The 13,898-nt window shown below is 42.0% G+C and carries 15 protein-coding genes; 9 read left to right on the top strand and 6 right to left on the bottom strand.

Annotated elements, in window-relative coordinates; translation table 11 throughout:
- Window positions 1-65 precede the first annotated feature (65 nt).
- Genes SULBA_RS12105 through SULBA_RS12085 form a run of 5 tightly spaced genes read left to right on the top strand, consistent with a single transcriptional unit; the run spans window position 66 to window position 5,394 of the window.
- The gene (locus SULBA_RS12105; protein WP_245391415.1) at window positions 66-710 is read left to right on the top strand and encodes a class I SAM-dependent methyltransferase; all 645 of its coding nucleotides are present in this window, start codon (window positions 66-68) and stop codon (window positions 708-710) included.
- Window positions 707-1,864, top strand: coding sequence for a glycosyltransferase (locus SULBA_RS12100; protein ID WP_014770581.1), 1,158 nt, complete (start codon window positions 707-709; stop codon window positions 1,862-1,864). The genes SULBA_RS12105 and SULBA_RS12100 overlap by 4 nt, the downstream gene beginning before the upstream one ends.
- A complete protein-coding gene (gene asnB, locus SULBA_RS12095) occupies window positions 1,849-3,639 on the top strand; it encodes an asparagine synthase (glutamine-hydrolyzing) (protein ID WP_014770580.1) in 1,791 nt (596 codons plus the stop codon). Before SULBA_RS12100 ends, asnB begins: the two co-directional genes overlap by 16 nt.
- A gap of 8 nt (window positions 3,640-3,647) precedes the next feature.
- Window positions 3,648-4,343, top strand: coding sequence for an O-methyltransferase (locus SULBA_RS12090; RefSeq protein ID WP_014770579.1), 696 nt, complete (start codon window positions 3,648-3,650; stop codon window positions 4,341-4,343).
- Window positions 4,330-5,394 carry a DUF354 domain-containing protein gene (locus SULBA_RS12085; protein WP_014770578.1) on the top strand — a complete coding sequence of 355 codons (1,065 nt, stop codon included), beginning with the start codon at window positions 4,330-4,332 and terminating at the stop codon, window positions 5,392-5,394. Before SULBA_RS12090 ends, SULBA_RS12085 begins: the two co-directional genes overlap by 14 nt.
- Here the strand turns inward: SULBA_RS12085 and pseI are convergent.
- Genes pseI through pseB form a run of 6 tightly spaced genes read right to left on the bottom strand, consistent with a single transcriptional unit; the run spans window position 5,391 to window position 10,500 of the window.
- Window positions 5,391-6,428, bottom strand: coding sequence for a pseudaminic acid synthase (pseI, locus tag SULBA_RS12080; RefSeq protein WP_014770577.1), 1,038 nt, complete (start codon window positions 6,426-6,428; stop codon window positions 5,391-5,393). The two genes, SULBA_RS12085 and pseI, sit on opposite strands and share 4 nt — an antisense overlap.
- Complete coding sequence (pseH, locus tag SULBA_RS12075) at window positions 6,409-6,897, bottom strand: UDP-4-amino-4,6-dideoxy-N-acetyl-beta-L-altrosamine N-acetyltransferase (RefSeq protein WP_014770576.1); 489 nt, start codon at window positions 6,895-6,897, stop codon at window positions 6,409-6,411. The genes pseI and pseH overlap by 20 nt, the downstream gene beginning before the upstream one ends.
- Window positions 6,860-7,717: a UDP-2,4-diacetamido-2,4,6-trideoxy-beta-L-altropyranose hydrolase gene (gene pseG / locus SULBA_RS12070; RefSeq protein WP_014770575.1), complete on the bottom strand. Its 858-nt coding sequence runs from the start codon at window positions 7,715-7,717 to the stop codon at window positions 6,860-6,862. The genes pseH and pseG overlap by 38 nt, the downstream gene beginning before the upstream one ends.
- On the bottom strand, window positions 7,695-8,396 hold the full coding sequence (pseF, locus tag SULBA_RS12065; protein WP_014770574.1) for a pseudaminic acid cytidylyltransferase: 702 nt from the start codon (window positions 8,394-8,396) through the stop codon (window positions 7,695-7,697). The genes pseG and pseF overlap by 23 nt, the downstream gene beginning before the upstream one ends.
- Window positions 8,393-9,514 (bottom strand): UDP-4-amino-4,6-dideoxy-N-acetyl-beta-L-altrosamine transaminase, encoded by a 1,122-nt coding sequence (gene pseC, locus SULBA_RS12060; RefSeq protein ID WP_014770573.1) that lies wholly within the window; start codon window positions 9,512-9,514, stop codon window positions 8,393-8,395. Before pseC ends, pseF begins: the two co-directional genes overlap by 4 nt.
- Window positions 9,511-10,500, bottom strand: a complete 990-nt coding sequence (pseB, locus tag SULBA_RS12055; protein WP_014770572.1) for a UDP-N-acetylglucosamine 4,6-dehydratase (inverting) — start codon at window positions 10,498-10,500, stop codon at window positions 9,511-9,513. Before pseB ends, pseC begins: the two co-directional genes overlap by 4 nt.
- 117 nt (window positions 10,501-10,617) lie before the next feature.
- Here pseB and SULBA_RS12050 point away from each other — a divergent pair, with 117 nt between their 5' ends.
- The 4 genes from SULBA_RS12050 to SULBA_RS12035 are packed head-to-tail and all read left to right on the top strand — an operon-like array spanning window position 10,618 to window position 13,896.
- Window positions 10,618-11,337 (top strand): flagellin, encoded by a 720-nt coding sequence (locus SULBA_RS12050; RefSeq protein WP_014770571.1) that lies wholly within the window; start codon window positions 10,618-10,620, stop codon window positions 11,335-11,337.
- 27 nt (window positions 11,338-11,364) lie between these two features.
- Complete coding sequence (locus SULBA_RS12045) at window positions 11,365-11,952, top strand: class I SAM-dependent methyltransferase (RefSeq protein ID WP_014770570.1); 588 nt, start codon at window positions 11,365-11,367, stop codon at window positions 11,950-11,952.
- Window positions 11,949-12,731, top strand: coding sequence for an alpha/beta hydrolase (locus tag SULBA_RS12040; protein WP_014770569.1), 783 nt, complete (start codon window positions 11,949-11,951; stop codon window positions 12,729-12,731). Before SULBA_RS12045 ends, SULBA_RS12040 begins: the two co-directional genes overlap by 4 nt.
- Window positions 12,724-13,896: a class I SAM-dependent rRNA methyltransferase gene (locus SULBA_RS12035; protein WP_014770568.1), complete on the top strand. Its 1,173-nt coding sequence runs from the start codon at window positions 12,724-12,726 to the stop codon at window positions 13,894-13,896. The genes SULBA_RS12040 and SULBA_RS12035 overlap by 8 nt, the downstream gene beginning before the upstream one ends.
- Window positions 13,897-13,898 lie beyond the last annotated feature (2 nt).

Below are 13,898 nucleotides of genomic sequence, written 5' to 3'. Positions count from 1 at the left end.
TTACAGGGGCAAATAAAGCGCCAGATGTGTACATTACCGATGGCTTTTATCTTAATTGGAGGCAAATGAAGCACTCGATGCACAAAGCAAAAGAGTATGCTACGGGGATTTGCTTGGACATTGGCGCTGGTAAAGCACCCTACAAGCGCTACCTTGAACCACATTGCAAAAATTACATCATTACTGATAGTGAAAAAACACATAGCCATATGTTTAAAGACTCACACACAGATTTTGTGATGGCAGAAGCCACGTTGCTCCCTTTTGATAATGAAAGCATAGATACGGTTGTTTTAACGCAAGTGCTAGAACATGTGTTTGATTATGAAAAGGCTTTGAGTGAAGCGGTGAGAGTTATGAAAAAAGAGGGTGTTATGTTGCTCTCCGTTCCTTTTATCTATCAGGCACATGCAACACCCTATGATTATCATCGTTTTAGCGAATATGGCTTAAAAATGCTTTTGCAAAAGTATGAATTAGAAGTTCTTGAGTGGCATTATCAAGGCTATCTTGGAACGACTCTTTTTTCTATCATCAATGGTTTTATCTGGGAAAAACTAGCCTGCATACGCTCTCTTCGCAATAGCGTGTTGCTACCTTTTATCTTAATTATCTTTACATGTAATAATGTTTTTGGGTTGATTTTAGATCTTATTCCTGCGAAACATTTTTCGCCAAATTTTTTTGTGATAGCTAGAAAGAAAGCATGAAAAATATAGCAATCATAACGCATAATCTCTGCTTGGGGGGTGTTCAAAAAAATGTTTCATTGCTTGCAAATGCACTCTCTTCAACCCATAAGGTCACTCTTATTTTATTCGAAGATAAACCTTTTTCATACCATTTAGATTCTAAAATAACTGTCTATACGCTTTTACACCATGCTTTGGAACTGGACAATAAAACAGAAGAGGAACTTCAAAACATAGGCAAAGCGCTTTTTGATGCGAGAAGTAAAGACCTTACACACCTTTTTGAAAGTCATGTATTTGATATTGTGGTTTCCTTTGAGGATTATAATAACCTTTGCACACTTAACGCTCTTAAAAAAGGAATGAAAGCCATTGTCTCTTCACGGGTGAGTTTAGAGCATGGCTATAAAAATCGCTTGATTCATCTTTTGCCCTCTTCTTTTTATAAAACAACTATGCAAAAGCTCTACCCAAAAGCTGAATGTGTGGTATCGGTCAGTGATGGCGTCAAAGAGGAGTTGGCAAAACTTGGAATACGTGCTAGAACAATTGCGAACGGAATAGAGCTTAAAAAACTTCAAACACTCTCACAAGAAGCGTGTGCATTAAATGACGAATTCTTTTTACATGTAGGACGGTTCGATACCGCTCAAAAAGCACAACATGAAGTCGTAGAGGCATACAGAAGTGTGGCAAAAGAGCTTCAAAGCGCACTGGTGTTTGTGGGGGATGGAAAAGACAGAGCTAAGGTAGAAGCGTTGGTTGGTAACTACGGTTTGCAAAAGCGTATTTTTTTTATGGGATTTGACGAAAATCCTTATCAATATATGCGAAAATGTAAGGGATTTATTTTTTCATCGTACTATGAGGGAATGCCAAATGCTTTACTTGAGGCATTAAGCCTTGGGTGTGCTGTTGTGGCGTACAAGTTTGAGCCATCATGGAGAGAATTTGATGGCAAAGAGGCTGTTTTATTTGTAGAAAAAGGCGATATAAAAGAGCTTTCAAAGGCTTTAGTTCGCTTGGAAAAAGAGCCGATATTCAGAGAAACATTGCAAAAAAATGCCCAATGTAGTATTCAAAAGTATTCTCAAGAGATGTGTCAAAAGCGTTGGAGAGAGCTTATAGAAACTGTTGTGAAAAAGGAAGATCAATTGTGTGTGGAATTTTAACAGCCATTGGCAATCATAACAAAAAAACCTTTGAAAAAGCGCTGTGTAAACTCTCCCACCGTGGACCTGATGCAATGGGAATATGGGGGGAAAAAGATGTTCTTATGGGGCATACAAGGCTTGCTATTATAGACCTTGATGAGCGATCAAATCAGCCGATGGTGGACGAGCGGTATGCTTTGGTGTTTAATGGAGAGATTTATAATTTTGAAGAACTTAAACGTGAGTATGCGCTTACATGTAAAACCACCAGCGACACGGAAGTGCTCATTAAACTTTATGAAACATTGGGTCATGCGATGCTCTCACATCTCAATGGTATGTTTGCTTTTTGCCTTTACGACAGGCTCAACGATGAGCTTTTTATGGCACGAGACCGCTTTGGAAAGAAACCTTTGTACTTTAGTCAGAGCAAAGGTTTAATAGTCGCAAGTGAAATAAAGGCGGTTTTAGAGCTTTTAGGAACAACACCTGCGATGAATAAAGAAGGGTTTAGAGACTATTTTGCTTTTCAAAGTACCGTGCCACCCTATACATTTTTTGAGGGAATTCATAAGCTTGAAGCGGGCATGTATGCAACCTTTTCAAAAGGAACTTTTACATGTAAACGGTATTACGAGGTTGGAGAAAAAGCGCTTTTACATGTAAGCGAAAAGGAAGCCCTCGAAAACATAGAAGCATTGCTTTTAGACTCTGTACAAAAACGTTTAGTGGGTGATGTTGAGGTGGCTTCATTGCTTTCAGGAGGCATTGATTCTTCGCTGGTGAGTGCTATTTATGCCAAAGCCTCAGGCAAAAAAATCAATACCTTCTCCATTGGGTATGATGAGCATTTGCATTATGATGAGCTAACGCAAGCCAAAGAGGCATCCGTTTACATTGGTTCACAGCATCATGAACTTCGTATCAATAAGCGAACATACATTGATACCATTGAAAACACGCTTGCACATTTGGATGAACCTATGGGCGATACAGCGTGTATGCCGACGTATTTGCTATCCAGAATGGTGCATCAATCAGGTATTAAAGTCTGCCTCAGTGGTGAGGGAAGCGATGAGATATTTTTAGGGTATGACAACTACTTTGAGATGGCAAAATATTATCAGATGCATTCAGAGCTCTCAGCGCCGAGCAAGATGCTCTTAAAAAACTACTTAGAACGTAATCCTAATTGGTCTCGCAATTGGGAGTCTTTAAGGCGCATTAGTGCCAATGAGCATCCCTTTTACAGTGGAGGCGAAACCTTTACAAAACGCCAGTTTGATGCACTGTGTGGTGAAGAAACGAAGGATGTACGCACAAGCGTTGCCATTGATAAGAATCCGTTTTTATGGATGAGTACGATTGATTTTAAGATTTGGGTTGCTGAGGTATTGATGAGCAAGATTGACCGTATGTCCATGGCGCACTCTTTAGAGCTTCGAGCACCCTTTTTGGATTATCGTTTGATGGATTATTGTCTTGCGTTGCCTCCTTCTTTACGAGCGGGCGATACCAACAAATACCTTCTCAAACAGATTGCCCAAAAGTATATCCCCTCTTCTATTATTGAGCGTAAGAAAAAAGGGTTTAGCTCTCCGTTTATTGAGTGGTTGTATGCTGAATATGGCGATGAAATTTTAAAATTAATGTTACATGTAAGCCATCACAGCGGTCTATTTGATGCTTCATTTGTGACATTCTTGTACCACGAAGGCAAAGAGGGACGCTTCAAACAGCATGTTTGGTCACTGTATCTCTTTTGCAGATGGTATAATCAGTTTTATTTATAAGGATAAGCATGCTATTTACATCTCATGACCATACAATTTTTGAAGCCATTGAAGCCATTCGGACGAAGCGAAAAGCACAAGATGCGCTCATTGCTCTTGTGGATTATGGTGCAGGAGATCCTGAGGCGACACGAAGTCCTGAGCAGATGTATCAAGGGGTTCCAAAAGAGACTACCATCGCGCAACTTTCATCCATTGGCTTAAAAGGTGAATGGGCACAGGAGCTTTATTCTTTGGTACAAAAGCATCGTCCCAAAAAGGTTTTAGAGCTTGGAACATGTTGTGGTTTTTCAGCGATTTATATGGCAAAAGCATGCTGTGATTCACATATTTATACCATTGAAGGTGATCCCACTGTTGCCACTTTGGCAAAAGAGAACATAGACGAAGCAGGGTGCAAAAACATCACGCAGTATATTGGGCGTTTTCAAGATGTTTTACCGACCCTTTTAAAAGCGCCTTTGCAGATTGATTTGGCGTTTATCGATGGTCACCATGATAAAGAGGCAACGGTGCGCTATTTGGAGATGCTCAAACCTTATTTGAGTTCAAAAGCGGTGGTGGTTTTTGATGATATTTCGTGGTCCGAGGGCATGAAAGAGGCATGGGAGAAGATTTGTAAAGACTCTTTTTTTGAATCGTGTGTTGATATGAAAAAACTAGGAATATGCTTCGTTAAAGGAGAGATGAATGATTTGGTTTGATTTGGTGACTCCAAAATCGGTACTTTTTTTTATTCCCATTATCAAGCAGATTGAAAACAAAGGGCGTAAGACACTCATTACGGCACGTGAAGGGGAAGGGTACAGTGAAGTTGTGGAATTGTTACGGTTACACAACATCCCTTTTACCAATCGTGGTGAGTTTGGTGGGGCGTGTTTGCGGGATAAATTGCACGCTTCTATTGAACGTCAAAAGGCGTTAATGGAATTTGTGAGCCTCTACAACATCGACCGTTTGGTCTGTCTGTGTTCGGTGGATGCCAATCGTGTGGCGTTTGGACTGGGCATTCCTGTGATTAATTTTTACGATATTCCCCTCTCCGACCATAAAGAAAACTTCAAAAAAGCGCTTCCTCAAGCACGCTTAACCTTGCCACTTTCCAATCGTGTCATTAAACCTTTTGTCGTGCCTGATGATATTTTTCGCCGTTTTTCACTCGATGATGAGCAGATTTTCTCTTACGGATTTATCGACCCTGTCATTTGGCTCAAAGCGTTTAAGCCTGACATGAAAAGCGTTGAAGCGATTTTAAAGCCGTATGGTTTGGATTTGAAAAAACCGTTAATTGTGATTCGTGAAGAAGAATATAAAGCGAGTTATGTGGATAAACACTACCCCATTTTGTACGATGCGATGCAAGAGATTGCTACACAAACAGGGGCAAATATTGTCATTATTCCTCGTTACGAGAGCCGTTATCTTAAAGAGCAATTTCCTTTTGTGAGCGTGTTAGAAGAAAAAGTGGTCATTCAGCATCTTTTAGCCTATGCGGATTTGTTTATCGGAGGAGGAGGAACGCTCAATACCGAGGCATGCTATTTTGGAACGCCTACCATCTCTACACGCAGTTTTATCAGCCACTATGACAAATACCAAATCGACCAAGGGTTGATGGAGTGGGTCAATACCAAAGAGGAATTGCTTGAAGCGGTGGGACGTATGATGAGCAAGCGTTACGATGAAAGAGCCAAAGAAGTTTTCGGTGCTATGGTAGTGGATGTGGAAGCCATAGTGGAGGCTATTTTAGACTAGTCTAACATCTCTTTGGTAGCCCTCTCCCCTTTGCTTAGGTTTTTGGAGGCACGTTTGCCTAAAATCTCTCCTAGATATTTTGGATGCAGTCCATACCCTGGGCGAATGGAGCGAATGTTCTCTTCTGTAAAAACTTCGCCTTTTTGAATGGCTTTGGTGACATAGAGGCTTCTGGAAAACTGTCGTCCTTTAATGGTGTTTGGCTCGTTTGGGTAAGAAACTTCCCCTCGTAATTTTTCTGCTTCACGCACGGCGTGCACCATTGCTGAAAACGCTTCCACATCAAGTGAAAAAGAGGCATCGGCTCCACCAATGCTTTTATCTAAGATAAAATGTTTTTCAATCACTTTTGCTCCAAGGGCTACTGCCATGACAGGGGCGGTGAGACCTAAGGTGTGGTCTGAAAATCCCGCAATGACTCCAAAACGCTTTTGTAACTCAGGAATCATCAGAAGATTGGCATCCTCTAAAGGAGCAGGATAGGATGACGTGCATTGAAGTAAAACAATCTCCTCATTTCCCTCTTCCTTGCAGATGCGTACGACATCTTCGATTTCTTCCAGTGTGGCAATGCCCGTGGAGATAATAATGGGGCGTTTTTTAGAGGCGACGTAGCGCACGAGGGCGTAATCTGTAATTTCAAAGCTAGCAATTTTGTAGGCAGGTGGGTTAAATGATTCTAAAAAGTCCACCGCACGTTTATCAAAGGGAGTTGAAAAACAGAGCAATCCCTCTTCTTTAGCACACGCAAACAGTGCCTCGTGCCATTCCCATGGGGTGTAGGCTTCTTCATAGAGTGCATACAAGGTTTTGTTATCCCAGAGTGTTCCGCCTTTCACCACAAAGTCTTCTTTATCGCAGTTGATGGTGAGTGTATCGGCGGTATAGGTTTGAAGCTTGATAGCGTCCGCTCCTGCTTTTTTGGCAGCACGTATCGTTTGTTTGGCAATGTCCAAACTCTGCCCATGATTGGCGGAGAGTTCAGCGATAATAAACGTGTGAGGGCTGTTTAAATCAAAATGAGCGATGTTCATTGTCTAACTCCATACAAATAATCTCGTGTTTATTTATTGTTTTTCGTGCTGTCTCGCAAAAGCCAAAGGCTTCATACAGTGCTTTGGCTTTGGTATTAAACGCAAAGAGTTCCGCACAGAGTTTTTTTACATGTAAGGCTTCAAATCCATAGGTGATGATGGCATTCATCAACTCTTTGCCTATTCCTTTGCGAGAAAGTGTGGGATTGGCGTAAAGTCCTATGGTTGCGCATTGTTGTGTGATATGCGTAAAATCAATCACGCCTATATCCACACCTTTGTGTTGCACCAAAAAATAGCGTTTATCCAGAGATTTTTTTAAACTCTCTATAAAAAGTAGGTGTTCTTCAAGTGAAATCATCTGCACATGGTACATAAAGGCTCTTACCTTTTCGTGGTTGCGCCATGTTAAAATCATTGCTTTTTGGGTGTTACTTAGCGTTGTAAAGTCGCATAAATGCGTGCTCATTCCACTCCTTTAACACAAGATAGCCCTTTTGGTGAAGATACTGAAACATTGCTTCTTGATTTTGGGCTGTTTGAATGGCAATAAAAGGCACTTCCATAAAGAGCACCTCATGCACCATCACGCTAGGTGTTGTAATGACACAATGGCTTTGGTGCAAAAGTTTAGCTACTTCTTTTGAGTTTACATGTAAAGCGATGTTAGGCGTATCTGCCACAAAAGATTTCAACGCTTCAAGATGTGCATTGGCAGTGGTTGTGAGAATGGCAATGCGTTTGTCTTTGGGTAAGGTTTGTAAAATGGTTTGCGTTAGATTGCTTGCGTCACTTCCCCCCATCGCAATGCACACATCGTAGATTTTCTCACGCTGAATCGTTTTTTCTGTATGGAACTCTTCTCGTATCAAAGGCACTCCACAACGAAGTTCGCACCCTTTTGGAACAAGCCCCTCGTAGCGTGAAGCGTCCGCATAAAGGTTTGGGTTGAGGAGAATATCGCAGTGATGGCTCTCATAGGTGTCATCAACGCTTAAAATCTTCACCCCCATTGCCTCTTTGATTTTTCGCTCGAAAGAGACGTCAATGCCGTAATGGTCGATGACTAAAAGCGTTACATGTAAAGCGTGAATCAGTGCGATAAGTTCGCCCGCATCGTTAGACGTGAGGCGTTTAACCTCGTAGGGAATTTGGTCAATAATATTGCCCTCTAGCGCTTGGCACGCAAAAATGACTTCACCCTCAAATTCTTTGGCAAGGACAAGGTCTCTCATGATGTGCCCAAGTCCTATGGTGCTTGAACTATCAGCCCTGATGAGTATTTTCATGAACTATCTTATACATGAGTTCCGCCCTTATCCAATCTTCAGGCGTGTCGATGTCTTGCACGAGGTGAGGAGGTAGTAAAAAAGCTGTTGAATGGGGTGCAAAGATGGTTTTATTCTCTAACCATGCTTCTGGCTTTCCCCAATAAAATTGCCCTGCATCGTGGTACGCCTCTTTTAAATCCTGACTCCGAATGGCAAAATTTTCAGGAGAAAACATTTCAACCCTATCATCATGGGTGAGGCGGATGGCTCGCTGAATGGGGAAGGAAAAACGGGTTGCACTAAAGCAATAAAGCGCGGTACATGTAAAAAGTTTTTCATAAGCCTTTTGGAGAAAAGAAGCCTGAACAAAGGGTGCGGTAGCGTAGAGACAACAGACGGCTTTGATGCCATTAGTATATATGCCACTGTTTTGAATCGCATGGGCAATAACGGGAATCGTAGGCGTGTAATCATCACTGAGTTCACGAGGTCGCATAAAAGGAACTTCAGCTCCATAAAAACGTGCGACATCGGCTATGGCTTCATCATCGGTGCTCACGATGATTTTATCAAACAGTCCGCTTTTTTGAGCTGTTTCAATGCTGTAAGTGATGATGGGTTTACCGCAAAACTCCTTGATATTTTTGCGAGGAATGCGCTTACTTCCCCCTCGTGCGGGGATAATAGCAATGTTCATCGGTGGCACCCTTTGATGGATTCGCACACTTCTAAAAGGGATTGAATGACATACTGCGCCTCTTCTATGCTCATTCCCTGATGACATGGAATGGAGAGCTCGGCTCGGTAAAAATCCTCCGTATTGGGTAGGTAAAGTTCCCCAAAACGCTCTTTGTAGTAGCTAAACTGATAAATGGGTTTGTAATGCACTTGCACGCCCACACCTTTTACATGTAAGGCTTGAAAAATCTCCTCTTTGGAACACCAGAGATTTTTGGCAAGTAAAATGGGGTAGAGATGATGGCTGCTTTTTTTGCTATTATCAATGCCAATGGGCGTAAAATAAGGCGTGTGCGCAAAGGCGACATCGTACGCATGAGCAATGGCATTTCGTTTTTCTATAAAGCTATCCAATCGCTTGAGCTGACTTAGCCCCAAAGCACACGCTACATCGCTTAAACGGTAGTTTTCGCCCAAAAGTACCATGTCAGAATTCCACAAGGTTTTTTTCACAATGCCGTGGCTTCTTAAGAGTTTGGCTTTTTCGTAAAACTCGGTGTTATTGGTCGCAATCGCACCACCTTCAAAAGTGGTGATGGGTTTGATGGCATGAAAACTAAAAATGCTCATATCCGCTTTTTGTCCCACTTTTTGCCCATTGATTTCGCTTCCAAGTGCATGAGAAGCATCTTCGATTAAAAAGAGATGGTGAGCGTCACACAGAGCTCGTAAGGCATCAATTTCCACAGGATTTCCGCCAAAATCCATGGGCACAACGGCTTTCGTGTTTGGCGTGATGAGTGCTTCAACTTTTTTCTCATTCATATTGCCATCAAATTTAATGTCACAAAAAACAGGAGTCGCACCGCATTGAAGAGCCGTGTTGGAAGTGGCGGCAAAGGTGAGGGGTGTTGTGATGATTTCATCTTCCTCTTTAAGCCCAATGATTTGATACGCTACGTGCAAAGCGGAGGTGGCTGAGTTCATGACACAGACGTGTTGTACGCCTAAGTAAGAAGCCAGCGCTGCTTCAAACGCCTCGACTCTCTCCCCGCCTGTTAAAAAATCACCCTTTAATGTTTCAACCACAGCGTCAATATCGCACTGTTCTATGCTTTGTCTGCTATAAGGTATCATGCCTCTATCATCTCCAAAAGTCCTTTGGCATCAAGCCATTGTGTATTGGTTTCTGAGCTGTACTCAAAGCCGTATTGAACAGGTGTTCCCTTCTCTTTTAGTGCATTACATGTAAAGTCTGCTTTTTGCGCAAACTGAATGCTAGGCTGAATGACAAAATGGTCGTCAAACTCTAAGGTGAGGTGGCTGTCATCTTTGGGAACCATCACCTCGTGCATCTTCTCTCCTGGGCGAATACCAATGATTTTTATCCCAAGATGTGGCGCTAAGGCATGGGCTAAGTCAATCATTTTCATGGAAGGAATTTTAGGAACAAAAATTTCTCCTCCTTGCATCCGCTCAAAATTTTTCAAGACAAAATTGACCCCTTGTTCTAGGGTAATCCAAAAGCGACTCATCTGCGCTTCGGTAATGGGAAGCTCTTTTGCCCCCTCTGCGATGAGACGTTTAAATAAAGGCACCACAGAACCTCTGGAGCCTATCACATTGCCATAGCGTACGACGGAGAATTGGGTACGTTTGGAGCCTCGTATGTTATTGGCAGCGACAAAGAGTTTATCGCTAGCAAGTTTGGTTGCGCCATAAAGGTTGATAGGGTTAGCGGCTTTATCGGTGGAGAGGGCAATGACTTTTTGCACCCCACATTCAAGTGCGGCATCAATGACATTTCCCGCTCCGTTAATGTTGGTTTTAATGCACTCCATCGGATTGTATTCTGCAATAGGAACGTGCTTGAGTGCTGCGGCATGAATGACAAAATCAACGCCATCCATCGCACGTTTCAAACGCTGCTCATCTCTGACATCCCCAATAAAAAAGCGCATACACGGGTGGGTGAATTGTTGTGCCATTTCGTATTGTTTAAGCTCATCTCGTGAGAAAATAATAATCTTGTTTGGTTGGTATTTTTTTAAAAGAATTTCGGTGTATTTTTTACCAAAACTGCCCGTTCCGCCTGTGATGAGTATATTTTTTTGATTAAACACGCCACGCCCTTTACATGTAAAGATTTATTTTAAAAAGCAATTCTAATTCCGCACTCTATTTGACAAGAGTATGATAGGAGTAGTATAATAAAGACATCTTTAAGTAAGGGGCATGTGATGAAAATTTCAAGCAGTTCCAATACCCAAATTCTCAATCTTATTTCACAAAACAAAGAGAATACCTCAAATACATTAGAAAAAATTGGTGCAATGAAAGAGCTTAGCGGGGTTGATAGTGCCAATCTTGTTATCTCCGATGCCCTCTCTTCTCAAATCTCTTCGCTCACCCAAAGTGTCCAAAATGCCAATGAAACGGTGAGCATGTACCAAATTGCCGATAGCTCACTCCAAGCGCTTCAAGCCAACAGTGATAGGCTGAATGAACTCTCCGTACGCTACAACAGCGCTTCCCTCAATGATGATCAAAGAGCGATGGTGCAAAAAGAGTTTAGTGCCATCCAAGGGGCGATGCAAGACATCACAGAGCAGACCACGTACAATGGGCAAAATATGCTCTCCAGTGCTTATGGACTTGAAGTTTCAGGACTCTCAGAACTTTCGGTGGATGATCAAGAAGGCATTGCCAATTTTAGAGAAAATTTGAGCAGTTTAAGCCAAACCGCAGGTGGTAGTATCAATCGTGCTATGAGTGAGATTACCAATTCGCTGACTACGATTACCAATTTAAGCAGCGCTAATGCGCAGATTGCAGAAAAACCAATGGAAGAAAAAATCGCCCAACTGAACAGTGATGAGATAAAACTGACCAGCTCAACGCTTGCCCAAGTGCATCAGAACAATTTGATGCAACAAAGTATTTTGGCACTTTTAAATTAAACGTGCCTCCTTTTTCACCTTCTTCTGATGTCTCGTATTAACAACCAACGCTTTTACCAAAATGCTATAAAACGCTACGGGTGTACTGCCCGTGGGTTGAATTGGAACTCTAAGGGCTCACAGCATATCCGTTTTGAAGTGATTTATGAGCTTTTAATGCCCTATTTACAGCACAGCAGTGTGATTGATGCGGGGTGTGGTTTTGGTGATTTTTACCTTTTTTTACAACAAAAAGGCACCGTTCCTAGGGCATATACAGGGTATGATGTGCTTTTAGAAGCACTTTTTGTCGCACAAAAACGTACCAAACAGCACTGTGTTAAGTGTGATATTTTAAACGATAGCCTTGCGTTGGCGGATTTTTACGTTGCCAGCGGATCGATGAATATTTTAAGCCGTGAGGAGACTTTTACCTTCATTCGCCGTTGTTTTGAGGCGTGCAATCAGGGATTTATTTTTAATCTCTTAAGGGGTGAAGAGCGTGAGGGGCATTTTAACTACTTTTTACCCGAAGAAATTGAAGCGTATGTGAGCGATTTTGCTTACGAAGTGCAAATGTACGAGGGGTATATGGAGGGGGATTTTACCGTGTTTTTGAAGAAGGAGGGGGTATGATTAAGGTTTTAATGGGTGTGGTGGTGCTCTATGTGGGAGCGATGGGGTATCTTTATTTTACCCAAGAGAAACAGATTTTTGCAGCACATCTCATTGAAGAAAAACCCGCCCCACAAGGCGAAAATCTAGAGCCATTAGCGTTACATGTAAATGAAAATGTTGTTTTAGAAGGGATTTTACGTAAAGATGAACAGAGCAATGCAGGATTGCTCCTTTACTTTGGTGGTAATGCAGACGATGCTACCCATTTTGTCTTACATGTAAAAGCCTTGCAAGGCTATGATGTGATTGCGTTTAATTATAGAGGTTATGGCAAAAGTGGTGGAAAACCCAGTGAGGAAGCATTTTTTAGCGATGCACTGAAAATTTATGACACCTACGCACGGGGTAGAAAAGTGGTGATTATGGGGCGAAGTTTGGGCAGTGGGGTGGCAAGTTTTTTGGCATCCAAAAGGGTGAATGATGGTTTGGTGCTTTTAACCCCGTATGACTCCATTGTCTCTATGGCACAGAAAAAATACCCCATTTTTCCCATTGATTATTTAGTAAAACATAAATTTGAGAGTGTGCGTTATCTTCCGTTTGTGAATGCTAAGGTTGCGGTGATGGAGGTGCAAAACGATGCGACCATTCCACGCTACCATCTTGAAAAACTCTTAGAGGCTATGCCCGATACTCCTTTACATGTAAGCTTTTCAAATACGACACACGGCGATGTGCTTACCCATCCCTCTTTTTGTGAAGAGCTTCAAAAAATATTAGGAAATTTTAATGAATAAAGTCTATATCAAACACTCCGTTGTTCCAAAACTTAGACGTTTTACCCCATGGGTTTATGCCAACGAAATCGACTCTAACAAAGAAGAGTTTCAAAGTGGTGAAGTGGTCGCACTCTTTTCTAAAAAAGATGGTTTTTTAGGAACCGCCTATGTCAATCCCAAATGTGCCATTTTTGCACGGGTTCTTAGTTTTGGAAAAGAGGAGATTGGTAAAAAGTTTTTTCATAACCGCATTAAAAATGCCATTAAAAAACGTGAAGCGCTTTTAAACGTGAGCAATTCTGTACGGCTTATTCACTCCGAAGCCGATTTTTTACCTGGACTCATTGTCGATAAATACGGTGAAAATCTTGCCATTCAAATCAACACCGCAGGCATGGAAGTGTACCGTGAGCTCATCATCAGCACGCTCAAACAGTTTTTAAATCCCACGTGGATGGTTGAAAAATCAGACCTACACTCTCGTGAAATTGAAGGGCTTGAAGATAAAAACGGCACACTGTTTGGAGAGCCTTGTGTGCAGTTTGAACTCAAGGAAAACGGTTTACGTTTTTTAGTGGACATTGAAGATGCGCAAAAGACAGGCTTTTACCTTGACCAGCGCAAAAACAGAAGCATATGTGCACAGTACATTAAAGAAAATGATAAGGTTTTAGACTTGTGTTGCAACGCAGGGGGCTTTGGCATTTATGCGTTGCATGCAGGAGCTAAAGAGTGCGTGTTCGTTGATGCCTCCGACTCGGCCATTGAGCAAACCAAAGCCAATTTAGAACACAATGAACTTGTGAGTGAATCTTTACATGTAAACGATGTTTTCACCTTTTTAAAAGAGCAAAAATACAAAAATAGCTTCGATATGGTCATCATCGACCCGCCATCCTTTGCCAAAACCAAAGAGCAAGCCGTAGGTGCTAAACGAGGCTTTAAACACCTTTTGATGGAGTCCACCAAAGCAGTGAAAGATGGCGGGTTGATTGGCTTTTTCTCGTGTTCACACCATGTGGGGCGCAAAGAGTTGTTAGATATTGCGATGGAAGTCTCCCACGATGTCAAAGTACAGTACGTACTTTTAGAGCAGATGCAACAAGACAGTGACCACCCGTGCTTGATTAACGCAAGTGCTTCGTTTTATTTAAATGGGTTGTTGTTGAGGGTTGAGAAGTAATT

It is taken from the genome of Sulfurospirillum barnesii SES-3 (genome assembly GCF_000265295.1).
Classification (GTDB): Bacteria; Campylobacterota; Campylobacteria; order Campylobacterales; family Sulfurospirillaceae; genus Sulfurospirillum; species Sulfurospirillum barnesii.
Note: the sequence above shows the minus strand (reverse complement) of the source record. Positions and strands in the feature narration are given on the sequence as shown.

Bases quoted from the DNA above. Each gene is read 5' to 3' on its own strand.
- pseH (WP_014770576.1), bottom strand. From the start codon at position 6,897: ATGAGCACGCATTTATGCGACTTTACAACGCTAAGTAACACCCAAAAA.
- SULBA_RS12105 (WP_245391415.1), top strand. From the start codon at position 66: ATGAAGCACTCGATGCACAAAGCAAAAGAGTATGCTACGGGGATTTGC.
- SULBA_RS12085 (WP_014770578.1), top strand. From the start codon at position 4,330: ATGATTTGGTTTGATTTGGTGACTCCAAAATCGGTACTTTTTTTTATT.
- SULBA_RS12040 (WP_014770569.1), top strand. From the start codon at position 11,949: ATGATTAAGGTTTTAATGGGTGTGGTGGTGCTCTATGTGGGAGCGATG.
- SULBA_RS12035 (WP_014770568.1), top strand. From the start codon at position 12,724: ATGAATAAAGTCTATATCAAACACTCCGTTGTTCCAAAACTTAGACGT.
- SULBA_RS12050 (WP_014770571.1), top strand. From the start codon at position 10,618: ATGAAAATTTCAAGCAGTTCCAATACCCAAATTCTCAATCTTATTTCA.
- pseI (WP_014770577.1), bottom strand. From the start codon at position 6,428: ATGAACATCGCTCATTTTGATTTAAACAGCCCTCACACGTTTATTATC.
- SULBA_RS12045 (WP_014770570.1), top strand. From the start codon at position 11,365: ATGTCTCGTATTAACAACCAACGCTTTTACCAAAATGCTATAAAACGC.
- pseC (WP_014770573.1), bottom strand. From the start codon at position 9,514: ATGATACCTTATAGCAGACAAAGCATAGAACAGTGCGATATTGACGCT.
- pseF (WP_014770574.1), bottom strand. From the start codon at position 8,396: ATGAACATTGCTATTATCCCCGCACGAGGGGGAAGTAAGCGCATTCCT.
- pseG (WP_014770575.1), bottom strand. From the start codon at position 7,717: ATGAAAATACTCATCAGGGCTGATAGTTCAAGCACCATAGGACTTGGG.
- SULBA_RS12090 (WP_014770579.1), top strand. From the start codon at position 3,648: ATGCTATTTACATCTCATGACCATACAATTTTTGAAGCCATTGAAGCC.
- SULBA_RS12100 (WP_014770581.1), top strand. From the start codon at position 707: ATGAAAAATATAGCAATCATAACGCATAATCTCTGCTTGGGGGGTGTT.